At 64.8% G+C, this 26,272-nt stretch carries 17 protein-coding genes; 6 read left to right on the plus strand and 11 right to left on the minus strand.

Translation table 11 applies throughout. The annotated features are described in order from the left end of the window. The first annotated feature begins 3 nt into the window (after nucleotides 1-3). Nucleotides 4-1,071 (plus strand): maleylacetate reductase, encoded by a 1,068-nt coding sequence (locus HWX03_RS24460; RefSeq protein ID WP_175872965.1) that lies wholly within the window; start codon nucleotides 4-6, stop codon nucleotides 1,069-1,071. 167 nt (nucleotides 1,072-1,238) lie between these two features. Here the strand turns inward: HWX03_RS24460 and HWX03_RS24465 are convergent, their stop codons facing one another. Together HWX03_RS24465 and HWX03_RS24470 are read right to left on the minus strand one after the other, a co-directional pair. Then, the gene (locus HWX03_RS24465) at nucleotides 1,239-1,679 is read right to left on the minus strand and encodes a nuclear transport factor 2 family protein (RefSeq protein WP_175820099.1); all 441 of its coding nucleotides are present in this window, start codon (nucleotides 1,677-1,679) and stop codon (nucleotides 1,239-1,241) included. Nucleotides 1,680-1,725: 46 nt separating this feature from the next. After that, nucleotides 1,726-3,750: an NADPH-dependent 2,4-dienoyl-CoA reductase gene (locus tag HWX03_RS24470; RefSeq protein ID WP_175872966.1), complete on the minus strand. Its 2,025-nt coding sequence runs from the start codon at nucleotides 3,748-3,750 to the stop codon at nucleotides 1,726-1,728. A 152-nt stretch (nucleotides 3,751-3,902) separates the two neighbouring features. Between HWX03_RS24470 and HWX03_RS24475 the strand changes: the two genes are divergently transcribed. Then, on the plus strand, nucleotides 3,903-4,454 hold the full coding sequence (locus HWX03_RS24475) for a PadR family transcriptional regulator (protein ID WP_175872967.1): 552 nt from the start codon (nucleotides 3,903-3,905) through the stop codon (nucleotides 4,452-4,454). Nucleotides 4,455-4,612: 158 nt separating this feature from the next. Here HWX03_RS24475 and HWX03_RS24480 read toward each other — a convergent pair whose 3' ends face one another. The 5 genes from HWX03_RS24480 to wecB form a co-directional block, all read right to left on the minus strand. Then, nucleotides 4,613-5,593, minus strand: coding sequence for an NADPH:quinone oxidoreductase family protein (locus HWX03_RS24480; RefSeq protein WP_175872968.1), 981 nt, complete (start codon nucleotides 5,591-5,593; stop codon nucleotides 4,613-4,615). 142 nt (nucleotides 5,594-5,735) lie between these two features. Further along, nucleotides 5,736-7,565: an acyl-CoA dehydrogenase gene (locus HWX03_RS24485; RefSeq protein WP_175872969.1), complete on the minus strand. Its 1,830-nt coding sequence runs from the start codon at nucleotides 7,563-7,565 to the stop codon at nucleotides 5,736-5,738. 175 nt (nucleotides 7,566-7,740) lie between these two features. Next, nucleotides 7,741-10,065, minus strand: coding sequence for a xanthine dehydrogenase family protein molybdopterin-binding subunit (locus HWX03_RS24490; RefSeq protein ID WP_175872970.1), 2,325 nt, complete (start codon nucleotides 10,063-10,065; stop codon nucleotides 7,741-7,743). Beyond that, the gene (locus tag HWX03_RS24495) at nucleotides 10,062-10,523 is read right to left on the minus strand and encodes a (2Fe-2S)-binding protein (RefSeq protein ID WP_126360814.1); all 462 of its coding nucleotides are present in this window, start codon (nucleotides 10,521-10,523) and stop codon (nucleotides 10,062-10,064) included. Before HWX03_RS24495 ends, HWX03_RS24490 begins: the two co-directional genes overlap by 4 nt. 453 nt (nucleotides 10,524-10,976) lie before the next feature. Further along, entirely contained in the window at nucleotides 10,977-12,194 is a 1,218-nt protein-coding gene (wecB, locus tag HWX03_RS24500; protein WP_175872971.1) for a UDP-N-acetylglucosamine 2-epimerase (non-hydrolyzing), read from the minus strand. Between the two features lie 1,317 nt (nucleotides 12,195-13,511). Here wecB and HWX03_RS24505 point away from each other — a divergent pair. Beyond that, complete coding sequence (locus HWX03_RS24505; RefSeq protein WP_175872972.1) at nucleotides 13,512-14,600, plus strand: hypothetical protein; 1,089 nt, start codon at nucleotides 13,512-13,514, stop codon at nucleotides 14,598-14,600. Between the two features lie 47 nt (nucleotides 14,601-14,647). Then, nucleotides 14,648-16,465 carry a glutamine--fructose-6-phosphate transaminase (isomerizing) gene (gene glmS / locus HWX03_RS24510; protein ID WP_175872973.1) on the plus strand — a complete coding sequence of 606 codons (1,818 nt, stop codon included), beginning with the start codon at nucleotides 14,648-14,650 and terminating at the stop codon, nucleotides 16,463-16,465. A 347-nt stretch (nucleotides 16,466-16,812) separates the two neighbouring features. On the opposite strand, the gene HWX03_RS24515 is transcribed toward glmS, so the two are convergent. The 3 genes from HWX03_RS24515 to HWX03_RS24525 all read right to left on the minus strand — a co-directional run bounded on the left by HWX03_RS24515 (nucleotide 16,813) and on the right by HWX03_RS24525 (nucleotide 19,818). After that, a complete protein-coding gene (locus HWX03_RS24515) occupies nucleotides 16,813-17,781 on the minus strand; it encodes a hypothetical protein (protein WP_175872974.1) in 969 nt (322 codons plus the stop codon). A gap of 105 nt (nucleotides 17,782-17,886) precedes the next feature. Continuing rightward, nucleotides 17,887-19,530, minus strand: coding sequence for a DUF2334 domain-containing protein (locus HWX03_RS24520; protein WP_175872975.1), 1,644 nt, complete (start codon nucleotides 19,528-19,530; stop codon nucleotides 17,887-17,889). A gap of 12 nt (nucleotides 19,531-19,542) precedes the next feature. Continuing rightward, a complete protein-coding gene (locus tag HWX03_RS24525) occupies nucleotides 19,543-19,818 on the minus strand; it encodes a hypothetical protein (protein ID WP_175820110.1) in 276 nt (91 codons plus the stop codon). Between the two features lie 960 nt (nucleotides 19,819-20,778). Between HWX03_RS24525 and HWX03_RS24530 the strand changes: the two genes are divergently transcribed. Both HWX03_RS24530 and HWX03_RS24535 read left to right on the plus strand, forming a co-directional pair. Then, nucleotides 20,779-22,743 carry a glycosyl transferase family protein gene (locus HWX03_RS24530; RefSeq protein ID WP_244132757.1) on the plus strand — a complete coding sequence of 655 codons (1,965 nt, stop codon included), beginning with the start codon at nucleotides 20,779-20,781 and terminating at the stop codon, nucleotides 22,741-22,743. Beyond that, the gene (locus tag HWX03_RS24535) at nucleotides 22,740-24,434 is read left to right on the plus strand and encodes a bacteriophage N4 adsorption protein A (protein WP_175872977.1); all 1,695 of its coding nucleotides are present in this window, start codon (nucleotides 22,740-22,742) and stop codon (nucleotides 24,432-24,434) included. Before HWX03_RS24530 ends, HWX03_RS24535 begins: the two co-directional genes overlap by 4 nt. A gap of 43 nt (nucleotides 24,435-24,477) precedes the next feature. Here the strand turns inward: HWX03_RS24535 and HWX03_RS24540 are convergent, their stop codons facing one another. Further along, complete coding sequence (locus HWX03_RS24540) at nucleotides 24,478-25,380, minus strand: hypothetical protein (protein WP_244107167.1); 903 nt, start codon at nucleotides 25,378-25,380, stop codon at nucleotides 24,478-24,480. Nucleotides 25,381-26,272 lie beyond the last annotated feature (892 nt).

Consider the following 26,272-nt stretch of genomic DNA (forward strand, 5'->3'; position numbering starts at 1 on the left):
CACATGAACTTCATCTACCACGCACGCCCCGCACGCGTGATCTTCGGGGCGGGCAGCCTCGAGCATCTCGAACGCGAAGTGCTGGAACTCAGTGCGCAGCGCGCGATCGTGCTCTGCACGCCGGAGCAGCGCGACCTCGCGCAACGCATCGTCGAGCGGCTCGGCGCGCGCGCCGCCGGGCTATACGACCGCGCGACGATGCACGTGCCGATCGAGATCGCCCGCGACGCGCAGGCATTCGCCCGGTCCTGCGGCGCCGATTGCGCGGTCGCGATCGGCGGCGGCTCGACGATCGGTCTCGGCAAGGCGATCGCGCTCGAAAGCAGCCTGCCGATCCTCGCGATCCCGACGACGTATGCCGGCAGCGAAATGACGCCGATCTACGGACTGACCGAAGGCGGCGTGAAACGCACGGGCCACGACGCACGCGTGTTGCCGAAGACGGTGATCTACGATCCCGCGCTCACGGTCACGTTGCCGGTCGAACTGTCGGTGACGAGCGGCCTCAACGCGATCGCGCATGCCGCGGAAGGGCTCTACGCGAACAACGCGAATCCGGTCATGAGCCTCGTTGCCGAAGAAGGCATTCGCGCGCTGGCGCGCGGCCTGCCCGGCGTGCGGCGCGACCCCACCGATCTAGACGCGCGCGGCCACGCGCTCTACGGCGCGTGGCTGTGCGGGATGGTGCTCGGCAACGTCGGCATGGCGCTGCACCACAAGCTCTGCCATACGCTCGGCGGCAGCTTCAATCTGCCGCACGCGCCGACCCACACGGTCGTGCTGCCGCATGCGCTCGCGTACAACGCGGCGCACGCGCCGGACGCGATGCAGCGGATCGCCCACGCGATCGGCACGAACGACGCCGCGCGCGGCCTCTACGCGCTGGCACGCGACAACGGCGCGCCGGTCTCGTTGCGGGCGATCGGCATGCAGGAAACCGACCTCGATCGCGCCGCCGATCTCGCGGCCGCGAATCCGTACTGGAACCCGCGCCCGATCGAACGCGACGGCCTGCGCGCGCTGCTGCAGGACGCCTTCGACGGCAACCTGCCCGGCTCGACGATGCGCTGAGCCAAACACACGACAAACCAATAGACGAAACCGTCATGGAGACAACCCGCATGTGCCGTTCGGCGCTGCGCGCCTGGTCGGCTGGCTGGTTCATCCGACGACGGAGCGCGTCCGCGGCACCGTGATCGTGTTCGGCGGCCCGAGCTGTGCGGGGGCCCCCACCCCGCTCAACCGCCGGTCTTGAACGCCGGCAACTGCTGCCCGAGCCGCGCGCCCATTTCCGCACCGAGCGCCTGCAGCGCATTGAACGGCCGGATCATGACCTCGAACTCGACGATCCGGCCGTCGTCGTCGAAGCGGATCATGTCGATTCCCTTCAACGCCTTGTCGCCGATGGTCGCGCCGAACTCCAGCACGACGCTCTTGCCGTCGTCGGTCACGAACTGGCGGTGATACGTGAAGTTCTCGAGGATCGTGATCACCGTGCGCAGCGCCATCAGCAGCGCGGGCGCCGGCCCGTACGGCTTGAACGCCATCGGCGAACGGAACACGGCGTCCGGATGGACGATCGATTCCAGCGCGCCAAAATCCTTGCGCTCGACCATCGCGTGCCATGTATCGAGCGATTTCGCGACAGCGGGATGAAGAGGCAGCGGGGAGTGTGTCATCGAAGTCTCCAGCATCGTGGTTGGACGGAAAAGAAACGAATCGGTATCAAAGGGTCGCGGCCAGCGTCGTGCCCTGGTGAATCGCGCGCTTCGCATCGAGTTCGACGGCCTCGTATGCGCCGCCGATCAGATGCACGCGGCATCCGGCGGCCTGCAGTTGCTCCGCCAGCTCGCGCGACGGCTCCTGCCCCGCGCAGATCACCACGTTGTCCACCGGCAGCGTCTGTTCCACGCCATCGATCGTCACGTGGAAACCGTCGTCGTCGATACGCCGGTACGTGACCGCCGACGACATCCCGACGCCGCGCGCCTTCAGCGCGGTGCGGTGAATCCATCCGGTGGTCTTGCCGAGCCCGTCGCCGACCTTCGACGCCTTGCGTTGCAGCAGATGCACGTGCCGCGCCGCCGGTTCGGGCCGCGCGGCGCCCAGCCCGCCGGCATTCGCATACGATCGGTCGACACCCCATTCGCTGAAGAACCGGTCTGCGTCGACCCGCTCGGCGCCGTCGCCATGAACGAGATACTCGGCGACGTCGAAGCCGATGCCGCCCGCGCCGACGATCGCGACGCGGCGGCCGACGGCCTGGTCGTCGCGCAACACGTCGAGATAGCCGAGCGCCTTCGGATGCCCGATGCCGTCGATCGGCGGCGTGCGCGGCACGATGCCCGTCGCGATCACCACTTCGTCGAATTCGCCCTGCAACAGCATTTCGGCGGTCGCACGCGTATTGACGTGCAGCGCGATGCCGCGCAATTCGATCTGCCGGCGGAAGTAGCGCAGCGTTTCGTTGAACTCTTCCTTGCCGGGCACCTTCTTCGCGATATTGAACTGGCCGCCGATCTCGGCGCCGGCTTCATACAGCGTGACCGCATGACCGCGCTCGGCCGCCGTGACCGCGAAGCCGAGGCCCGCCGGCCCGGCGCCGACCACCGCGATCCGCTTGCGCCGCGGCGCGGGTTGGATCACCAGCTCGGTTTCATGGCACGCACGCGGATTCACGAGGCACGACGTGATCCTGCCGCTGAACGTATGGTCGAGGCACGCCTGGTTGCAGCCGATGCACGTGTTGATTTCGTCCGCGCGCCCTTCCCGCGCCTTGCGGACGAAGTCGGCATCGGCGAGGAACGGTCGCGCCATCGACACCATGTCGCAATAGCCGTCGGCGAGCAGTTGCTCGGCGACTTCCGGCGTATTGATCCGATTGGTCGCGACGAGCGGAATGCCGACCTTGCCCATCAGCTGCCGCGTCACCCACGCGTACGCGGCGCGCGGCACCTTGGTCGCGATGGTCGGAATGCGCGCCTCGTGCCAGCCGATGCCGGTATTGAGGATCGTCGCGCCGGCCGCCTCGATCGCCTGCGCGAGCCGGATCACCTCGTCGAGCGTCGAGCCGCCTTCGACGAGATCGAGCATCGACAGGCGGTAGATGACGATGAAGTTCGCGCCGACGCGCTCGCGCACGCGCCGCACGATCTCGACCGCGAAGCGGATGCGGTTGTCGTACGCGCCGCCCCACGCATCGTCGCGATGATTCGTGCGCGCGGCGATGAATTCGTTGATCAGGTAGCCCTCGGACCCCATGATCTCGACGCCGTCGTAGCCTGCATGCTGCGCGAGCGCCGCGCATCGCACGAAATCGGCGATCGTCTCGTCGACCTCGTCGCTCGTCAACGCATGCGGCGTGAACGGGTTGATCGGCGCCTTCAGCGCGCTCGGCGCCGCGAGCGCCGGGTGATACGCATAACGCCCGAAATGCAGGATCTGCAATGCGATCCTGCCGCCCTCCGCCTGCACCGCGCGCGTCACGACACGATGGCGTTCGGCTTCCGCTTCGGTCGTCAGCATCGCGCCACCGGGCGCCGGACGGCCGCGCTCGTTCGGCGCGAAGCCGCCCGTGACGATCAGGCCGGCCTCGCCGCGCGCACGCTCCGCATAGAACGCGGCCATCCGCTCGAAGCCGTTCGGCGCTTCCTCGAGGCCGACGTGCATCGACCCCATCAATACGCGGTTCCGGAGCGACGTGAAGCCGAGTTCGAGCGGGGTCGTCAAATGCGGATAACGGGATGTCATCGGGCGTCTCCATTTTTTATGCAACAAGTTGCACTGATGGTAGCTCGTCGATTTCGTTTATGCAACATGTTGCACAAACAGGCTCCCGTCGTTTGTGCCGCGGCCCCGATATGGCAAGATGCGGTTCATTGCGCAGCCTCCTTCGATCCGACATGTCCTTGCCTCACGCGCTTCTCACCGCCCTCGCCGAACGCCCCGGTTCGGGGTCCGAGCTCGCCGACCGTTTCGATCGCTCGATCGGCTACTTCTGGCAGGCGACGCACCAGCAGATCTATCGCGAACTCGGGCGTCTCGAGGAAACGGGCTGGATCGAATCGCTGCCCGCCGAGTCCGGCCGCGGCCGCAAGCGCGCGTACCGGATCCTGCCGGCCGGCAAGAAGGAATTGCGACGCTGGATCGCGGAACCGGAAGATCCGACGCCGCTGCGCGAAGCGCTGATGGTGCGCCTACGCGCGGAAGCCGTGCTCGGGCCGGCCGGCCTCGAGGACGAGATCAGGCGGCGCATCGCGCTGCATCAGGAAAAACTGGACGTGTATCTGCAGATCGAGGCGCGTGATTTTTCGACGGCCGGCGATCCGGCGTCTGACGATTCACGCACGAAGCGCCTGCAGCATCTCGTGCTGCAAGCTGGCATCGCGAACGAGCGGTTCTGGGTCGAGTTTTCGCAGCATGCGCTCGATACGCTGCGCTTGCCGAAGGATTGAAGGCGCCGACGAAGGACGGGCGGCGTTCGTTTCAGCACCGCTCGGCATCGTGCGCTCGACTACCGGGTCACGGGTTTTTACAGCAGGTCGCGTCGCGCCCGCCGTCGTGAAGAACCCGCCGCGCGGCTCGCATTGAATCGCCGCGCGGCGCAACCGGATCACGCGTCCGGAAAAATCACCACCTTGCCCTTCACCTGCCGGTTCGCCATCCGCGCGATCGCGTCGGCCGCGCCGGCCAGCGACACGCGTTCGGTGATCGCGGGCCGCACCTTGCCGGCCGCGAACCATTCGGCGAGCAGCCGCATGTTCGCGGCATGCTGCGCCGGATCGCGCCGCACCGCATCGCCCCAGAACACGCCGAGAATGTCGCGCTCCTTCAGCAGCGCGAGGTTCAACGCGATCTTCGGGATCTCGCCGGCCGCGAAGCCGACCACGAGGAACCGGCCGCGCCACGCGGTCGCACGCAGCGCCGCTTCGCTGTATGGGCCGCCCACCGGATCGTAGACGACGTCGGCGCCGCGCCCGCCGGTCAGTTCGTCGACGCGGCGGCGCAGGTCTTCGGTCGCATAGTCGATCGTCTCGTCGGCGCCCGCTTCACGGCACAGCGCGAGCTTGTCCCCGCTCGACGCCGCCGCGATCACGCGCGCGCCGAGCGCTTTCGCGATCTCGATCGCGGCGATCCCGACGCCGCCGGCCGCGCCCAGCACGAGCAGCGTCTCGCCCGCCTGCAGCCGCGCACGCTGCTGCAACGCGTGCAGCGACGTGCCGTAGGCGAGCACGAGCGCCGCGCCCTGCTCGAACGTCATCCCCGGCGGCAGCGCGGCGAGCTGGTGCGCATCGGCCACGCACTGCTCCGCGAACCCGCCGTGGCCGGTAAACGCCATCACCGAATCGCCGGGCCGCCACGTGGTGACGCCCTCGCCGACCGCGTCGATCACGCCGGCAAACTCGGCGCCCGGCGAAAACGGCAGCGCCGGTTTCACCTGATACAGCCCCTGGACGATCAGCGCGTCGGGGAAGTTGAGCGACGCCGCCTTCACCTGGATCCGGACCTGCCCGGTAGCCGGCTCGGGAATCGCGACGTCCTCGATGCGCAAGCGGTCGATCGGGCCGAATGCAGTACACAACAGGGCTTTCATGCGCTTTTGTCTCCTTGCGCGGCGTGGCCGCGCATCGGTGCGGTGTGCGGGATACCCCCGCGCGGCCGGTTCACGACGAACACGCGATGGCTATCGGCATCGACAAGATCGTCGGTATTCCGGAATGTTTTTTTAGCCACGTTCAGAACCACGCGTCGCGCATGTCGAGCGTCGTCGTGTCGACGCTCGACAGCAGGTCGAGCTGCGCATCCACCTTCGGCAGTTCCCAGCGGAAAAAGTAACGGGCCGCCGCCCGCTTGCCGTCGTGGAAATCGCCGTCGTGCCCGTGCGCGGCAAGCGTCACGTCGAGCCATAGCCATGCGACGACGAGATGGCCGAATGCTTCGAGATACACGCTCGCGTTCGCAAGCCGCGTCTGCGGATCGCCGATCGCGCTCAACTGATGCGTCACGTCGCACAGCCTCGCCCAGCGCTGCGCCAACGCATCGGCCTGCTCGCGCGTGCCGGCATCCAGCGCTCGTGCACGCTCGACGGTCGCGCCGATCCGCGCATCGAGCGCGCGCAGCGACGCGCCGTCGTCCTGGGTCACCTTGCGGCCCAGCAGGTCGAGCGCCTGGATGCCGTGCGTGCCTTCGTGAATCGGATTCAGGCGGTTGTCGCGATAAAGCCGTTCGACCGCGTAGTCGCGCGTATAGCCATAACCGCCGTGCACCTGGATCGCGAGATCGTTCGCGGCGAGACACCACTGCGACGGCCAGCTTTTCGCGATCGGCGTCAGGACGTCGAGCAGGCGCGCGGCATCGGTGCGTACCGCCGCATCGTCGTGCGCGCGTGCTTCGTCGACCTGCTTCGCGCAATACAGGATCAACGCGAGACCGCCTTCGACGTAAGCCTTCTGCGCGAGCAGCATGCGCCGCACGTCCGGATGGTCGACGATCGGCGCCTGCGGCGCGGCCGCATCCTTGCCGGCCGGCCCGAGCGGGCGCCCTTGCGGACGGTTGCGCGCGTAGTCGAGCGCGTGCAGATAGCCGGTATAGCCGAGCGCCACCGCGCCCGCGCCGACCCCGATGCGCGCTTCGTTCATCATGTGGAACATGTATGCCAGCCCATGATTCGGCTGGCCGACCAGGTAACCGATCGCACCGGCACGCCCTTCCGGCCGATAACGCGTCCCTTCGCCGAAATTCAGCAGGCAGTTGGTCGTGCCGCGATAGCCCATCTTGTGGTTCAGCCCGGCGAGCACGACGTCGTTGTGCTCGCCGTTCGCGTCGCCATCGGCGCCCGTCAGGAACTTCGGCACGATGAACAGCGAGATGCCGCGCGTGCCGGGCTGCAGCCGGCCGTGTTCGTCGGGAATCTTCGCGAGCACGAGGTGGACGATGTTCTCCGCCAGCTCGTGCTCGCCGCCGGAAATCCACATCTTGTTGCCGGTCAGCCGGTAGCGCGCGCCGAGCGGCGAATCGCATTCGAAATCGGCGCGCGTCGCGATGTCGGACAGCGACGAGCCGGCTTGCGGTTCGGACAGGCACATCGTGCCGAGGAAACGCCCTTCCAGCTCCGGGCGCGCGAACGCGTCGATCTGCGCGGCGCTGCCGTGCGCGACGAGCAGGTTCGCATTGGCGACGGTCAGGAACGGATACGCGGCCGTCGCGATGTTCGCGGCCTGGAAGAACAGGAACGACGCGGCTTCGACCAGTTTCGGCAAGCGCATGCCGCCGAGCGCTTCGTCGTGCCCCGCGGCGATCAACCCGGCGTCCGCGAACGCGCGCACGGCCGGTTCGACTTCCGGGATCAGCGTCACGCGTTCGCCGTCGAACTGCGGCTCCTCGCGATCGCCGCGCGCCGCGTGCGGCGCGAACAGGTCTTCGGCAATCCGCTCGCTGGTGTCGAGCACCGCGTCGAAGGTCCCGCGACCGTGCTCCGCGTAGCGCGGCAGCGCGGCGAGCGCTTCGGCGTCGAGCCAGTCATACAGCAGGAACGCGAGATCGCGTCGCGACATCAACAGGCTCATCGTGCTGCCTCCCGGGGTGCCGGCCATGTCAGCCGAATGAAGGGTTGCGTGACTGCAAGTGCTGGCAGGAATTTAGCACGGTCGTTCGCAAACGACAACGGCGAGCAAGCTAGTCCGCGTATCCGGGAGGTGGACCGGGCCGCACGACGCGGCCCGGCGCGGGACAGATGGCGCGTCAACCCGCCTGCGGTTTCGCGAGCTGATCGGCAACCGGCAGGCTACGGATGCGCGTGCCGGTCGCCGCGAAGATCGCGTTGGTCAGCGCCGGTGCGACGGGCGGCAGGCCCGGCTCGCCGACACCGCCGAGCGGCGTCGCGAAGTCGTCCGGCGCGACGAGATGGACGCGGATTTCGCGCGGCGCCTCGTTCATCCTCAGCACCTGGAAGCCGTTGAAGTTGCTCTGCTCCGGATGGCCGTCCTTGAACGTGATCTCGCCGTGCAGCGCGATGCCGAGCCCCATCACCACCGCGCCCTCGAGCTGCGAGCGCACCCGCTCCGGATTGACCTGCGGCCCGCAGTCGATCGCGATGTCGACGCGCGGCACCGAAATCTTGCCGTCCGCGCCGACCTGCACCTCGCACACCGCCGCTGTGTACGACACGAAGCTGCGATGCGCGGCGATCCCGAGCCCGTGCCCCTTCGCGAGCTTGCGCCCCCAGCCGGCTTCGCGCGCGACCGTCTCGACCACGCGCCGCAGCCGCCCCGTATCAACCGGATACAGCGCGGGATCCTCGCCGTAGTTCACGTTTTTCACCGTGATGTGCGGCTCGAAACGCCGCGCGGGCCCGATCAGTTCGAGCAGGAAATCCTTCGGATCGCGGCCGGCCGCATGCGCGAGCTCCGACACGAAACTCTGGATGCCGAACGCATGCGGGATGTTGTACACCGAGCGGAACCAGCCGATCCGCGTGTGCGCTTCCGCGGCCGGATTCTCGATCCGCACGTTCGGAATCGCGAACGGCAGATCCGCGATGCCTTGCGCGAGCTCGCCCGGCTGCTCGTGCACGACGCCGGCCCGGAACGTCGACTGGATCGACGGCGCGACCGTGCGATGCTGCCACGCGACCACCTTCCCCGACGCATCGATCCCGCCGTCGAACGCTTCGAGCGATACCGCGTGGAAGTAGTCGTGCGCGATGTCGTCCTCGCGCGTGAAGGTCAGCTTCACGGGCGCGCCGACCGCCTTCGACAGCAGCGCGGCTTCCACCACGTAATCGGGCTTCGACTTGCGGCCGAAGCCGCCGCCGAGCAGCGTCACGTTGACCGTCACGCGCTCGGTCGGCACGCCGAGCGCCTTTGCGATCTCGTCGCGCGTGGTCTGCGGCGCCTGCGTGCAGGTCCACACTTCGCAGCGGCCGTCGGCCACCCGCGCGACGGCCGCGGGCGGCTCCATCGTCGCGTGCGCGAGATGCGGAATGTAGTACGTCGCGCGCACGCGTTTCGCGGCGCCGGCGAGTGCGGCGGCCGCGTCGCCGTCGTTGCGGATCACGTCGCCCGGTTGCGCGGCGGCCGCTTCGAGCGTCTTGCGATATTCGGCCGAGTCGTAGCCCGCGTTGGGTCCGTGCTTCCAGTCGATCTTCAACTGCGCGCGGGCCTGGATGGCCGTCCACGTATCGCGCGCAATGACGGCCACGCCGCCGAGCGGCTGGAAGCCGGACGGCAGCGGCGTCGACGCCAGCTGCACGATCTTGACGACACCCGGCAGCTTCTCGGCGGCCGACGCATCGAACGACGCTACCGTATCGCCGTAGACCGGCGGGCGCGCGACGACCGCATACAGCATGCCGTCGAGCCGCGTATCGATCCCGTACTGCGCACGGCCGCCGACGATGTCGCGTCCGTCGATCAGCGCCGTCTTGCCCTTGCCGATATAGCGGAATTCTGCCGGCGCCTTCAACGCGAGCGTCTTCGTATCCGGCACCGGCAGCGCGGCCGCTTTCGCCGCCAGCTCGCCGAAGCCGAGCTTGCGCCCGCTCTTCGTGTCGACGACCTCGTGCACCGTCACCTTCACCTGGCTGGCATCGACGCCCCATGCCGTCGCTGCCGCCTGCGCGAGCATCGTGCGCGCGGCCGCCCCCGCGCGGCGCAGCGCGGCGAAGCTCTGGCGCAAACTGCGCGACCCATCGGTGTTCTGGTTGCCGTAGCGCGGCTCGTCGCCGACCGCTTGCGCGACCTTCACACGCGCCCAGTCCGCGCCCAGCTCGTCGGCCACCACGAGCGCGACGCTCGTGCGCACGCCCTGCCCCATCTCGGAGCGGATGCAGGTCACCGTGACCGTGCCGTCCGTTGCGATCGCAACGAACAGGTTCGGATCGTCGCGCAAGCCGTGCGGCATCCCTGCGCCGCCATACTGCGGATTCGCACTAACGGGCGGCTGCACCGGCGCGGCCGCGTGCGCCAGCGACGGCACACCGAACGCGAGCAGCAGCCCGCCGGACGCGAAACCGAGCAGCAGCGCGCGACGGCTTTCGTTGTGGACGGAGAGTTCGGGCGCGCTCATGCGTCACCTCCGCGGCGCACGGCAAGCCGGATCGCCGCGCGAATGCGCGTATAGGTGCCGCAGCGGCAGATGTTGCCGGACATCGCATCGTCGATGTCCGCGTCGGTCGGATGGGGGTTCGTCTTCAGCAACGACGCGGCCTGCATGATCTGTCCGGACTGGCAGTAGCCGCATTGCGCGACGTTCAGCTCCTGCCACGCCTGCTGCAGCGGGTGCGTGAGGTCCGTCGACAGCCCCTCGATGGTCGTCACGCGCTTGGCCGACGCCGCCGCGACCGGCGTGATGCACGCCCGGATCGCCACGCCGTCGAGATGCACGGTGCACGCACCGCACAGCGCCATGCCGCAGCCGAACTTGGTGCCGGTGTGGCCGAGCACATCGCGCAGATACCAGAGCAACGGCATGTCGGGATTGCCGTCGAAGTGCTGCTCGCTACCGTTGACGGTCAGCGTGATCATCGTTCACCTCCTGGTTGCGATGCCCGCCGGGCAGGCATCGGGTGGGGATTCGAACGGCGCGGCGCACATTCAGAACGATCAGGCAGGCGTGGCGCCGTTTCGTCGACCGTGTCGCGTGCAGGCACGGTCGGGCAGATGCCGCGAACGATGCGGCCGGCCGGTTGCCTGCGCAACCTTTCAACGTCACGCCGGCCAGCGGCTCGTCCGCATGGATCGCCGTCCGCATTATCGAACCATTTCGGATTTGACGTCGGATCGGGGGGAATCGGGAGTTTTAGGCAAGTGGGGAGGAAGCACGGCCAGGAACGGGAGGTGTCGGTGGCGTGACTTTTGAATGCATCGGGAAAATTCGGCCTGGGCCGCACACAGGCAAGCATCCGGCCGACCTCGAGGCCGAACCGGATGCCAGACGCTGCGTAGAACGCGCCGGAAGACGCTACCGCGCGATCCGCCTCACGGCGACCGCAACGCCTGCAACCCGAGCGTGAGCGCGTTGAACGGCATCTCCGCGGTGCCCATCGAGAAGCTGGTCGTCTTCGTGGGCACGCCGGGCGTACGCATCAGCGCATGAACGATCCGCTCGCTCGCATGGCCGTCGCCGTACGGATTGCTCGCGCGCGACATTTCCTCGTACGCGCTCTCGCTGTCGAACAGCCTCGACGCCTCCCATACGATCCGATCCTGATCGGTACCGACGAGCCGTGCGGTGCCGGCCTGGATCGCTTCGGGCCGCTCGGTCGTCTCGCGCGTGACGAGCACCGGCTTGCCGAGCGCCGGTCCTTCCTCCTGAATGCCGCCCGAATCGGTGATGATGAAATGTGCACGCGACATCAGGAATACGAACGAAAGATATTCCTGCGGCTCGATCAGGTAGATATTGGGCACGCCGCCGAGCCGCGCACGCGCCGGCTCCCGCACGTTCGGATTCATGTGCAGCGGGTAGACGAACTGCGCATCGCGATAGCGGCTCGCCAGCGTGCACAGCGCGTCGCAGAAATTCCGGAACGGCTCGCCGAAACTCTCGCGGCGATGGCCAGTGATCAGCACGACGCGCCGCGACGGTTCGAGAAACGGGAAGTATGCGGCGACCTTGTCCGAGAGCGCGGCGGTATGGTCCAGCATGCGCTTGACCTCGTGCAGCGCATCGATCACGGTGTTGCCGGTCAGCGAGACCGCCCCGCCCGGCACCCCCTCGCTCAGCAGGTTGTCGCGTGCCTGCCTGGTCGGCGCGAAATGCCATGACGACACCGCATCGGTCACGCGGCGATTCAATTCCTCCGGCCACGGCGACCAGATGTCGCCGCTGCGCAAGCCGGCCTCCACGTGCCCGACCGGCAGATAGCGATAGAACGCTGCAAGGCTCACCGCAAGCGTGGTCGTCGTATCGCCGTGCACCAGCACGATGTCCGGCCGCAAGTCGTCGAAAACCACGCCGATCGCCTGAAGAATGCCGGTCGTCACGTCGGTCAGCGTCTGGCTTTGCCGCATCAGGTTGAGATCGTAGTCGGGCTTGATGTCGAACAGCGTCAGCACCTGATCGAGCATTTCCCGATGCTGCGCGGTCACGCATACCCTGGCATCGACACCCGCTTGCGCCTTCAGCGCACGCACCAGCGGTGCCATCTTGATGGCTTCCGGCCGAGTCCCGAACACAAGCAAGATCTTTTTCATCGTTATCCTCGTTTAGCCACTTCGCACCTGGCGATCCTGAACGTGGCGCAAAGCATATATTCGGGCGGCGCATCCCCTGCTCGCACGCGATCAACACGCGGCGGTGTCGTGGGGCGAGCGCGCCGCCTCGTCCGCGCGGTCTGGGCCGCGCGAATCGTCGTACTACCGGTGTCCCCTTGCGCTTGATCGGTCACGTCATGATTCGTTCCTCGCTGTGTCGGGCGTCACGTTGGTTCGTCACGCCCTCTCCACTACAGCAATATTCAAACCATCCGCCCTGCGGGCGCGTCCGGTCCGCGCAGTGCACACGACACACACGCAGCGCGTGACGGAATGTTTCACAACTGCTACGAGCGTCGCATCGCCGGCCGAGCGCGTACGGACAAACATCCGGTCGGTTGCGCGATCCGTCCGACGGCGTCGTCCGATGAATCGCGAAGTCATATCGAGCATCCGTTGCGGATTGAACCGCACGCCTCTTTTGAAGCGCTTTGCGCCGCCTCGACTCGCAACCTTTGTCCGTGCAGTGCGCGGCACGTCATCGACGCCCGGCCACGGTCATGCAGGAGAATTTCCCGACACGCAACGCCGTTCACGTCGCACGAATCGAAGGGCGGGAAATGTTGCGAATGTGAAACACGCGTTCGGCACGGGATGGTTTCATCGGAGTCCGGTTCATCCGGTGTACGCAGCAGCGGGTATTTCGCCCCCTCCATATAGTTGCACACGCAACTAATTTAACAATGTCGAGCAACCACGCAAAGCCGCTCCCGGCAAGGCGGCGCAGGTTCAGCAGACAAATCGTTGGCCGTGAGACACGTATGGGCTGCGACATCGACCGCGCGGTCGCGCCGCTTGCGCACCAGCTGATTCTTCGATGAATCAAAACGTGCCGCCGCCGCCCGCCCCGCGCACCCAGCCGGCCTCCCGACCCTTGCTGCGCGGGGCGTCGCGGCCGATGGCTCACGCCTTGCTTGATGCCAGACGGGTGCGCCCCGAAGCGCTCGTACGACAGCCGACGGACGGGCACGCCCAAGCAACGAAGCCGGGATGGGACGCGTCCGCACGGAGCGAAGGAGGACTGCTCATGCGTGACGAGCGTACCGTCGCGGCCCATTGACCTCCGCGCGAACCACGGTCCGCCTTCCTGCTCTCATGTGAGGAACGGGCTCGGCAGCGCGAATAACGGCACCAGCCTCAAGTTCACCGGCGCCACGGTGAACTTGAGCCACAACGTCGACATGCTCGCCAGGCGCGACGCGGCCAACGCCGCGCCCGGCACGATTGCGCAGGACCACCGCGCAGGAGCCTACGATCATGAACCGGCTCGCGCTTTTCCCGATCACACGCTCACGCGTCGCGGCCACCGTGCGGCTGTGCTGCCTGCGGTGCGTTGCCTGCTGTGTCGCCGCGTGCGGCTTCACGCTGTACGCGAGTGCCGCCGAGCTCCGGATCAACGGGCTGTACCAACGCCCCGACGGGGCGATTACCGTGCGCCTGAATGGCGCCGGCGTCGATCCTTATTTCGCGGCGAAGGCGCTGCTCGCCGCGGACGACGCGCAACTCGACGCCCGTCAGGCAGCACTCGCCTGGATCGCCTGGCTGTTGCCGCGCCAGCGCAACGATGGCGGCTTCGATCGCTACTGTGTGAAAAACGACCGGTACAGCGCATGCGCCGAAGCTGACACCGACGACGCGATGATGGCAACCTGGATCGAGTTGCTCGCCCGCTTCGCTCCGCCCGACGGCTTGCCCGCCGCATGGGAACTCAGCCTGAACCGCGCGGGCATGCATCTGGACACGCTGCTCGACAAGCCCGCCGGCGTCTATCGAATCTCGTCGTCGCTGCACGTAGCGTTGCTGATAGACAACGTCGAGGTGCATAGCGCATTCCAGGCCCTCGCGGCGTACTACGTCCGGCACGCCGACTATTCGCACGCGAGCCCATGGAGCCAGCGCGCCGACCGGCTCGCATCGGCCATCCTGAAAATATTCTGGCGCGGCACGCAATCCGGCTTTCGCGCCAGCACGCAGCAGGTCAGCGATACGAGCTTTTATCCGGCGAAAATCGCGCAAATCTTTCCACTCTTGTCTGGCATTCAGGTTCCCGAACAATCCAGTGAAATGATCTATGCACAATGGATGCAGAAATACGGAAAGACCTGGCAACAACTCGCCGGCAGTGATTATCCGTGGGGTTTGGTCGCGCTGGTCGCGTCCAGGATGAACGACTGGAGCACGATCGCCTGCTGGCAGGCTCGATCCGGTCCGTACCGTCACGGCGCACACTGGAACGTACTGGAGGAGTCGCTTTATCTGGCATTCGAAAGCCGAATGGTCGCCCCCGTCGCACCCGCTCGATGCGGATTCACGATGGCGGCGGCAACGGCAGCCGCAACGCGCTGACGCAAGGGCGCGCGATCCATGATCACCAAAAGAGAAGGAGACCTGTCATGTGTGGCATCGTCGGCGCGGTCGCGCAACGGGACATCGTCCCGATTCTGATTGAAGGTTTGCGCCGCCTCGAATATCGCGGCTACGATTCATGCGGCGTCGCGACGGTCGTCGGCGGCCAAGCTCGCCGAGAGCGCAGCATGTCGCGCGTCGCCGACCTCGACGCGCACGTGCGCAGCGCCGGCCTAACCGGCAGCACCGGCATCGCGCACACGCGCTGGGCGACCCATGGCGCGCCGGCAACCTGCAACGCGCATCCGATCTTCTCCCGCGATGAAATCGCACTCGTGCACAACGGCATCATCGAAAACCACGAAGCGTTGCGCCAGCAGCTTTCAGACGAGCACTACGAGTTCGATGGCCAGACCGACACCGAGGTCGTCGCGCACCTGATCCACAGCAAGTATCGCGGCGACCTGCTCGCCGCCGTGCGCGATGCGACGTCGCAGCTTCACGGCGCCTACGCGATCGCCGTGTTCAGCAAACACGAGCCGCAGCGGCTGATCGGCGCGCGGGCCGGCTCGCCGCTCGTCGTCGGCGTGACGGACAGCGAATGCTTTCTCGCGTCCGACGCGCTCGCGCTTGCCGGTATCACCGATCGCTTCATCTTTCTCGAGGAAGGCGACCTCGTCGAGTTGACGCCGGGCGGCGTGCGGGTGCTCGATCGCACCGGCGCACCGGTCGACCGTGCGATACAAACCGTTTCGTCCGCGCAAGGCGTGGTCGAACTCGGGCCATACCGGCATTTCATGCAGAAGGAAATTTTCGAGCAACCGCAGGCCGTGGCCGCGACCATCCCGGATGCGGGGCTGTTCGATCCGGCCGTATTCGGCCCGGACGCCGCGCGGGCGTTCGAGCAGATCGACAACGTGCTGATTCTCGCGTGCGGCACGAGCTATTATTCCGGCCTGACCGCGCGCCGCTGGCTCGAGACGATCGCGCGCGTGCCCGCGCAGGTCGAAATCGCGAGCGAATACCGTTACAGCGACGCGCTCGCTATGCCAAACACGCTGGTGGTGAGCGTGTCGCAATCCGGCGAGACCGCCGATACGCTCGCCGCGCTCAAGTACGCGCAGGCGCTCGGTCATATCGATACGCTCGCAATCTGCAACGTGCCGACCAGCGCGATGATGCGCCAGACCGGCCTGCGCTTCCTGACGCGGGCCGGCCCGGAGATCGGCGTCGCGTCGACCAAGGCGTTTACGACGCAGCTCGTCGCGCTGTTCATTCTCGCCGTGACGCTCGGGCGGCTGCGCGGCTACGTCGACGACGCGCAGCTCGCGCGCTACACGATGCAGTTGCGGCGTCTGCCCGGCGCGCTCGAAGACGTGCTCGGGCTGGAGCCGCAGATCGCGCGCTGGGCAGTGGAATTCTCGCAGCATGAAAACGCGCTGTTTCTCGGGCGCGGGCTGCACTACCCGATCGCACTCGAAGGCGCGCTGAAGCTGAAGGAGATTTCGTATATCCACGCGGAAGCGTATCCGGCAGGCGAGCTGAAACACGGGCCGCTCGCGCTCGTGACCCAGACGATGCCCGTTGCAACGATCGCGCCGAACGATGCGCTGCTCGAAAAGCTCAAGTCGAACATGCAGGAAGTACGGGCGCGCGGCGGCCAGCTTTACGTGTTCGCCGACGCCGATACGCGGATCGACAACAGCGAAGGCGTATCGGTACTTCGGATGCCGGATTACTACGGGCTGTTGTCGCCGATCCTGCACGTCGTGCCGTTGCAGCTGCTCGCCTATCATGCGGCATGCTTGCGCGGCGCGGATATCGACAAGCCGAGGAACCTGGCCAAATCGGTGACGGTCGAGTGACACCCGAGCGTATCCGCGGATGGTCTTGAAATGCCCGAACTGGGCCGTCCTGCACGATTCGAACGTGCGACCTTCGACCTGGACGAATGGAAGCTCGAAATGCCGGACCCTTATGCCCCGGGGAGCCTGATACCTGGATTGACGACTACATCGAAAATCCCGTCAACGAATAATCGTCATTATTGACTGAAATGGCGTGCTCGGCGACGGGATGCGTGTGGTGCCTTACGCCGCAGGATACGTTCTGAAATCATTTACGATCAGTGACTGCCGCACCGAGCCTCCCTTCGCATTCAATGCGCCGCTAGATCGCTCACTTCTTCTCGGGCTTCCGAGGTGACGCAGAATCAGCGTTCCGTACCGGCAGGCCCGGCCGCAGGAGGCTTGGCCTTCCAGGTTGCAAGCGCGCGCGTGAGGTCGTTTGACATATAGTGAGGCCCATCGAACAGATAGGCCGGATAGCCGCGATAAGCCAATAGCTGCCTGCCCAACTCGTCGGCGCTGGCTGAACGGAACCCCCCATGCTCGGCTGGCCTGAAGGCCTCGGCAATGACCCGCACGCGTCGTTTACCCAGTCGTGAAGCCAGTTCGTCGAGGTAAGTGCGTGCGACGTCGGGCTCGCGCGCATAGACGCCGCAGCCGTCCTGGAAAAACACCCCGACATCCGAAGGCAGCCACGATGCGAGCCAGTCCGCCAGCGCCTTGCCGCCGATATTGGTCTGGTCGTAGACGCTCACCCACAGCGGACGAGGCAGCCGCTGCAGGACGGCAGCAAGCTTGGGCGCGTCCTGCCAGGTCGGATCGATTTCGACCGGGAAGTAGTAGCCGGTGACATGCAGCGGGACAGGTACGCGCGCCGCCTCCACGGACTGGTCCGCGAGTGTCGACAGATGGGTGCGCGCACGTTTTTCGTCCTGGTAGCCGGCCAGGCCCAGGATGACGTTTCTGGCCCACGGCTCGCGACCGATGCGTTCCCAGTCGGGAAGGTGCGCCGCGGGACGGATGCGGGTATGGGCCACGTACGCGGTATCGTCGACGACGACCCACTGGATCAACAGATCGTGCACGCCAAGCTGTTGCCAGCTTCCGACGGGATTCGTCGTCGTGTTGTCCACCTGCCAGACGATGCCGTCAGCATGCACGTCGCGCGCCGTCCAGCTACACGCGGCCATGGCGAGCGATGCGCCGATGATCGCGAGCGTCGCCGCCCGGGGCAAACGCGGCGCGGGCGAGCACCGGCGCGGCCGGCCGGCCTGTCGGAACCGGCCCATACGCTGTTGAAGCCTGCGCAAGGCCGGGATGGCGTACGTAGTCATCGCTGCCTCCCGGAAAACATTCCCGCGCGTCATCGTAGCCGATCAAACGCAAACGTGCGACCCGCGTTGCCGATGCGGGTCGCACGAGGTTGCTGCCAGCCCGCGTCACTTGGCCGTTGTGCCGTCCACCCATGTATAGCCTAGATTCGTGATGCCAGTCACGAGACTCTGGAAGTCCTGGTAGGCAGGCACGCCGAGATCGGACTCAAGCCAGTACGGATGGAAGAAGAACGACGCGAAGCCGTCCCGCACCGCCAGACCGTATTGCGCATTGGTGAGGAGTTGCTGCCACGTATACGTGATGCATGAGAACTTGTCGATAGTGCAGATGTTGTACTGGATGCTGCCCAGGTTTTCCGGGATGATCCGCTGCCCGTAGTAATCGGAATTGATGATGTACGGGAAAAACTGCCCGGCCGAAAAGTCCTGGTTGGGCGCCCCCGTTCCGAGCTGCGGATTGGTCGCGGTGTAGTAGACGGCCCGCTGGAACGTGGTCGGGAACGTCTGCGCCGTGGCCGCTGCTGCCTTCGGCGACATCTGGTACTGCGGCGCGGCCCAGCCCACAACCTTGTAGCCGTTGAGCGTGAACTCGAGCAGGCCATCGGCCATTCTGCCTTTCGCCCATTGCACCGAGTCCTCGTCGACCGGACGATTCTGGACCGCGAACCAGAACTCGTAGTCGCTGCCGCTGACCGCGGTCAGAAGATTCGGCGTCGAGTCATACTGGTGCGTATAGCCGTGCATCACGATCGAGCCGCCGCGCAGGAGCGCGTAGTTCAACGCACTCTTGAGGCCCGTTGCCTGCGAGAGGTGAATCGTCTCCGGCACGCCGCCGTTGTAATACCCGTTCGGATCGGTATACAACGGAATGGTCGCCATCGTGAACTTGATGTTCTTCGAGTACAGATAATCCGTCAGCTTTCTCATCGAACTCGTCGTCGTAAATGCGTCCACATCCTCGAGGCGGACGAGCGCACGATGATTCACCGGTGCATTGGTCTGCAGGATGTCGTGCAGGATGTCGCACATCACCAGGTAGCGATCCGTCGGGCCGATGTAGGAGAACGGCATATCCGCGAAGTACCACAGCTTGCCCGAACGCATGATGTATGGCGTGGTCGCCCCACTCTTGCTGTTCTTCATGGTGACGAGCACCTGCGCCTTGGTGGCATCGACAACCTGGGTCAGTCCGACCTCCGGGTCCGCATTGATGGCGCCGGTCGACGCGTCATACGCGTAGTACTTGACCATCGACAGGTTCTTGTACGTGACCGTGTCGTAAAAGCCGGGATTCGGATTGCTCGACGAAGGCGGTGCGTTCATCCCGGCAACACCTTGAAAGCTGAACCCGAAGGTCTGGTTGAACGTATAGGCCGTGTTCCATGCGAGCTGCCACAGGTTGTACTTGAACCAGACCACGGTCTTCGTGGCGGTCATCACGTCGCTCATGAACGCCGCCGGAATCGGGTTGTCGTAGTAGTCGCCGATGTAGAACGTGGCGTCGTGGCTCCCGATCATGCCGGGCGTGTAGTTCTGTATCGGCACCAGATCGACCGTCGTATTGAAGTGGCCGAGCAGGTTTCTCAACATGATGCTGTACATCAGGCCAAGCTTCGAATACGGGTTGTTGGCCGGGTTGTCATACAGCACAAGCGTGTGTGCGGTGGTAGCCTGCGCGTGCGCCGTGCCCGGCAATGTCATTTGCGCGAGTCCGGCAAGCAGGGCTATGACGATCAAGATCTTTTTCATGGCCATTTCTCCCTAGTCACGTTCCACGTTGCCGCCGTGTTTCTTGACGAGCTTTCTGTCGAACTTGGGGCGCCCCGTCTCCTTGTACGCCTTTTCCCATTCCTCGTCGGACATACCGGGCTTCACGACGACCTGGGTCGAGCCGATAGGTAATGGCGGGGGCTTGATCTTGCCGTGAGACTCATTGTTCGTCTCCGCGCCGGTGACGACGAGTGCAGGGGCCAACGCGAGGAGTAGTCCAATGGTCCTCAACCCGTTTCGAAAAGATCGATTGCGATGCGAAGGCATGATTTTCATCCTTTGATATGCAAATTAAGTTCATCTCGTTAACGAAACGAGCACGGTGAAGTGCCATTCAGAATCGGGGCGTTATGTCGTGATTTTTGACACGCTTGATACCGGTTAAAGAAACGAAACCGGATAGTTTGGCTTTCAAGCTAGATCCGTACCATCCGCTGCAAATGGGCACCGGGCCGAGACGCCCAAATCGGTACGTCATGGCCGTCCAAAAATTGCTTCGATAAACGTTTCAAGCATGCAACGCGGCCCGTTTCGCGAATTCAACGCGTAAAGCCTGGTGGGACGGTTCAGGGAAAACCGGTTGCGCGCCGCGCTCCGCACACGTCAACGCGGCAATCGACCCGGTTAGCGCGTATGCAATGACGACTCGAACGCCGGATTTTCGGGTTCGATGTCGATTCCTTCCGGCCAATGACGCCGCAATCGCGTGACGCCCCTCCGATGGCGGCGACCGAAGCGCGGCAGCGGATCTGCCAGACACCTTTCATCGAATCGCTCGATCGCGTGTTTCAGCACTGAAACATTTGGTTCGGGTTCGATCAGCCGAGTGCGTGGCGTACAAGTCCGGCGCCCGGCAGGTTCAAGGTGGTGGGACGGTGGCGCACGACTTGCTTGATGAACTGTCAGTCGAGAAGACAGTGCGCGGGGAGCACTGCGAGACGCCGGATCGAGCATGGCTGCAAGCGTTGGCGAATGCAGGGATGGAGGCAAGCAAGCGGGAGAACCGGCTGTCAAAAGTCATCCACTGAACACGTTGCATTTTTGATGATGTTACGTGGTCGTATCAATAGCGCTCGAGGTCTGACCGAGTCTGTTGAGAGCGACAGGAGTGAGTGTGGCGTTTGCCACGAGTGGACGTGACGGGGTCGACGGGGACGGGGCGTATTTCGTCTTACGTTGGTACGAAGGAGAGGAAACGCTGACAAGAGAAAAATCGCGGAAAAAATGATGGATAATATGATATGGAGTGCGTATTTATATGCACTTAACATTGTCGCCATTGTGGCCGCCCTCGTCATCCTGGTCAGCACGCTGGATGACCTCACGCTGGACGCCTGTTATTGGTCATTCGAAATCCGGCGCATCTTGCGTCGCGAGAAATCGCAGACCATCGATATCGGCATGCTGCGCGCGCTGGAAGAGCGCCATCTGGCGCTCATGGTGCCGGCCTGGAAAGAGTATGACGTGATCGCCAAAATGATCGAAAACACCCTGGCGACCCTCGAGTACGAGCACTACGTCATCTTCGTCGGAACCTATCACAACGACGCCGAAACCACGGCGGAAGTCGAACGGATGGTGCGCCGGTATCCGGGCAGGGTCACGCGCGCAACGGTCATGAACGACGGGCCGACCTGCAAGGCCGACTGCCTGAACTGGATCATCGAAGCCATCCTGCGCTACGAAGAGGTCCACCATATTCGGTTCGCAGGCGTCGTCATGCACGACTGCGAAGATGTCATTCATCCGGTTGAACTCAAGTACCTCAACCATGCGGTGGCGGACAGCGACCTGGTCCAGCTTCCGGTCCTGTCATTGCCGCGAAAATGGAACGAGTTCGTGGCCGGCTGCTATCTCGACGATTTCAGCGAAACGCACCAGAAGGATGTGCCGGTGCGCGCCCGTCTGACCGGCGTCGTCCCGGGCGCGGGCGTTGCGTCGTGCTACAGCCGGCGTTCGATCGAAGCGGCGATGAAGGAGCGCGACGGTTGCCCGTTCAACACGAGTTCGCTGACCGAGGACTATGACTTCAGCTTCCGGTTGAGAGACCTCGGCATGAAGGAAACCTTCGCCCGCTTTGCGCTTTCGGACGTCGCGCACGACGCCGGTGGCCAGCGCGCAAAGGAAGGCGCCCCCAATCGAAACCTGCTGGCCACGCGCGAGTATTTTCCGAAGACCTTCCGCACCGCCTACCGGCAGCGCGCGCGCTGGATTCTCGGCATCGCGTTTCAAGGCTGGGAGCAACTCGGCTGGAAGGGCGACCTCCTCACCCGCTACATGTTCTTCCACGATCGCAAGGGCATCGTGACGTCGCTGTTTTCGGTGATTGCCTATGGCGTGCTGCTCAACTTCCTGTTGCTTGCCGCCCTGCAGAAAGCCGGGCACGTCATCCCCGCCGGCACGCACCTCGTCGCGGCCAGTGCATGGGTCACGCCGCTGCTGTGGGTGAACACCGTCATGCTGTTTGCCCGGGCCGGACAGCGCTTTCACTTCGTCAGCAAGCTGAACGGTCCGCTCCAGGGGCTGCTCTCGATCCCGAGGATGTTCATCAACAACCTGATCAATTTCTACGCGGTCTGCCGGGCCTGGCGCATCTATATCGGCCACCTGGCGAGCGGCAAGCCCATCGCATGGGACAAGACCAGTCACACCTACCTGTCGAACGAACAGCTCGGAAAAGCGCGCCTCAAGGTCGGCGAGATCCTGGTCGGCTGGGGGGTGGTCTCGCTGGAGCAGTTGCAAGCCGGTCTCGAGAAACAACTGACATGCGGCAAGCGGCTGGGCGAACTGTTGCTCGAAGGCAGCGCGCTGTCCACCGAGTCGCTGGCCGACGCAATTGCCGAGCAGGCGGAACTGCCGCGGGTGAGCCTGGGCAACGTCGCGGTGGGTCACTTCGCGGACTCGCTGGCATTCGAGCTGCAGTACGCGTATCACGCCGTCCCGTTTTCAACCGCGGACGACGGGACGCTGAACGTCGCGGTCGGGCGACCGCTCACGCCGGACGAACAGGACATCGTGCGGCGCGGCGCCAGATCGAACGTGGCCTATTTCATTGCCTGCGATGCGGAGATTGCCGCCGAACTGGCCCGGCACTCGCGCTTCGTCGAAATTGCGCGGCTACGCGACGGCGACGGCGACGACGCGACGCCGCAGGCAGCTTCGGTGAAAAAGCCGTCGGGAGAACAGGCATGAAGCGCTCGACACGTCCCATCGCGGCTGGCCTCAAGCGCTGCGCACGGTTGAGCGCCCTGGCAATCGCCATGTCGCTGGCCTGGCAGGCTCCGGCATCCGCCGCCCAGCAGCTCACCCCCAAGGCCTATCGGCTCGCCGATGGCGCATACAAGGCGATCAATGCCGGCGACCTGCCCCGCGCGGAAGACTATGCGCTGCGCGCCCTCAAGATTCAGCCCGGAAGCGAACAGCTCGGACTGCTGCTCGTGGATGTCTACCGGCGGGAAGGCAAGGTCGACGAAGCCGACGCGATGGTGGAATCGCTGAGCGTGCGTTTTCGGAAAAGCGCGGCGGTACGGGCGCAGCATGGCTATCTGGCGCAGCGGCAGATGCGCTACGACGTCGCGTGCAGCGATTTCTCGGCGGCCGTCGCGACGGGAAACTGGAGCAAGGAGCAGCAGCGCAACCTGCGCCTCGCGTGGTCGGACAGTGCGCTCGCGGCGAATCGGCCGCACGAGGCGGGCGTTGCGCTGGCGCCGCTGGCCGATGAAAAATCGGCCGTGATCCAGTTGCGTATCGCGCAGATGAGCTTGCAGGCGGGCGACCGCGACAGCGCCATCCGCGTGGCCGAGCTGGCGGCCGGCGACGCGTCGACCGATGGCGAGCGGAACATGGCCGCGTCGATCGCGGCCCAGGCGCGGCAAGCCGATCAGCCGCCTCAGGTGCCGGTGGACGATACCGCGCAACGGAAGTTGCAGCAGGCCTACGACCTCCTGCGCGAGCACAAGGATCGCGAGGCGCTCGACACGTTCCAGGAGGGTTTCGCCGGTGGCGCCGGCAACGCGATGAACTACGCGGATGCGGGCTATGCCGCCAAGCGGATCGGATTGAACGAGCAGTCCGTCCAGATGTTCGAACACAGTCTCGACGCCGACGAAAACGAACATGCGTTCGACGCGCAGCGCAAGTTCGGCTATCGGCGGGAAGTCGAACAGCTGGAGCGCACCTGGGGTTTCGTGCTGAGCGCGCCATACCAGTCGGCGGCATTCGGTCCGCAGGGCACGATCAGCGTGCTCCAGCCAGGCATCGAGGCATACTGGCAGCCGCCGAAGATCGGCTATCGGAACGGCCGCATCCTTCAGTTCTTCGTGCGCGGATACGGCACGGCCTACGACGGCTCGGGCAACGTGACCGGCTTGCCGACCGTGCAAGGATCGGTGGGCGTGCGTTACAAGCCGATACCCGACCAGAACGTGGTGATGACCGCCGAGCGGCTGTTCCACATCGGCAGCCTGTCGATGACGGACTGGCTGATGCGCCTGGGCTATTCGTCGGAAGGGGGCACCGACCTGCGGGTCACCGAACCAAGCTGGCGGAGCTGGCAGGCGTACGTCGAAGGGGCGTATTTCATCCGGGCAGGCCGATACATCATCTATTCGGAGCTGCGTTACGGGCACACGTGGCGTTTGCCGATGCTCAGCAATCGGCTGACCGTCTACCCGCACGCCGCGGTGGCCGGCGATCACGACAACCGTCAGCCGGACAAGACGGCAATCGGTGCGGGGCCAGGGATCCAGTTCAGGTACTGGTTTCGCGAAGGCAGGTATACCGCGCCGGCAAGCTATCTCGACGTGACGGTGCAATACCGGTTTCCCTTGACGTCAGCGGTCCGCGCACGTGGTCTCGTGGTGCGCGCGACATTGTGGTTCTGAGCGACTGCGCTGACGCTTGGGGGCTACCCGCGGGATGGGGCGATCAGTTGGGCGACTTGAGCGTGATGATCGTTTGACGCAACAACTGGAAGTAGGCGCTCGTCGAGTACGGGAGCATCTGCTCGGCGTAGTTCCACCAGAAGAATCCGCCGATGAAACGCGGATCGGTCATGCTGTTGACCATCGGGTAATAGGTCTTGATCAGGTTCTGCTGCACCGACGCCGGCGCGGAGATTGACGACGTGCCGATTTCGCCGAAGCCGACCTTCGCGTTCGGGAAGATGCTTTCCAGCGCCGCGAAATCGTTGTTCCACGACGGATTCAGCCCCGTGCAATCCTGATACGGGTAGTAGCTGAACAGCGCATAGTCGGCCTGCTGGCGAACCGTCGACGAGAGGAAGTTCGTCGGCCAGGTCTTCCAGTAATCCTGCGGCTTCTCCCAGCAGTTATTGCCCTTGCTGTCGTCGTTGTAGTACAGCGTGATGGCCGTCTTGCCGCCGTTCGATTTGACGATCGTGTTGGCCGCGGCGACCATCTGGCCGATCTGCTGCTCTTGCGAATTGACCACGGCGTTCGTGCCGCTCGGGTTGGCCCGCAACCATTCGCCGTTGATTTCGTTGGCGATCTCCCACACGTCGACGGTGTTCTTCAACTGCGACACCAGTTCCTGCGTTCGCGCCTTGTACGTCGCGAGATCCGTCGGGAAATAGTACGAATCGTAGACCTCGCCCATCACGTACGCGACTGCGTGCAGGCGCAGCAACGGTGCGTAGTAGTCGGCGGCAGACGTATCCGGATCGAACACGACACGCACGGTCGGCCGGTACGGCAGGTTCTGCAGCGACGCGATGATCGCATCAAGTTTGGTCAGATCGTCGAGCGTCACGCCGTAGACCGGACTCTTCAGGGGCTCGACCTGGGCCTCGGCGGACCGGGACAAAGGCATCAGCCCGGCACAAGCAACACATGCAGCAATGGTCGTACGTGAAATACATTTCGTCAGGTTAATCAAAACGTCGTTCCGTCTTAAAGTAAGAAGAAGCGCGATTTTAGACGAAAATAAAAGTAAATTATCTGATGATATCGAAAGCAGGATGCCAGGCGTCGCGACGCCAACACCTCATGCGCGCGCGAGCGCCGTGCCGGAGAAGTGACTCCGCAATGCTATCGAGAGACAAGCGCAGTTCGTTGCCGCTCTTTCCTAGCGATGCAAAAACAGGGGTTATCCGCTTGTATCGCACGACAAGTGCGCCGATCTCGTCATGCATGCGTCTGCAGGCGGTCAGCGACATCCGGCATGCGCCAGCACCTCGAGGCGCGCACGACCGGCGTGGGCATCGGCTGAGTGCAGCGCACCAAAAGCGTGGAGCACTTGCACGAGCATCCAACGATGCGCATCGCGATAGCCTCCCGATTCCAGCGTTGCTCGGATCGGGTTACATGACGGTTGCACGAAGCAGCACCGAAGAACCAGCGATCGATGGGGAAAACCCGGAGATCCCAAGCGGATCAGGAAGCCATTCTGTTTCAATTGGTCCGAGAGTTCCCGGGCAGGTCAGATGATGCAGCAGTGGCAACGGCCGATTTCGACGCGCCGCTGACTGCACTTCACGTTCTATCGCTTGATAGCGTATGCCTTGGCCGGTCGGCATCTGCCGCCCAGGGGGCTCGGTCCGACTTCGAGACTCATGAGCGATCTAAGCTCCGGTCAAATTTCGTTTGGGCCGCATCAATCTCGGAAAGATGAGAGGTGGCCTCGCTCATTCGGACAGTTTTCTGAGATTTTTAAGTGGAACGTCCGAGGCAATCATGCTGCCGATTTGATCGCAGGCAGCGTC

Origin of the sequence: Burkholderia sp. BCC0397 (genome assembly GCF_902832865.1) — a bacterium.
Classification (GTDB): domain Bacteria; phylum Pseudomonadota; class Gammaproteobacteria; order Burkholderiales; family Burkholderiaceae; genus Burkholderia.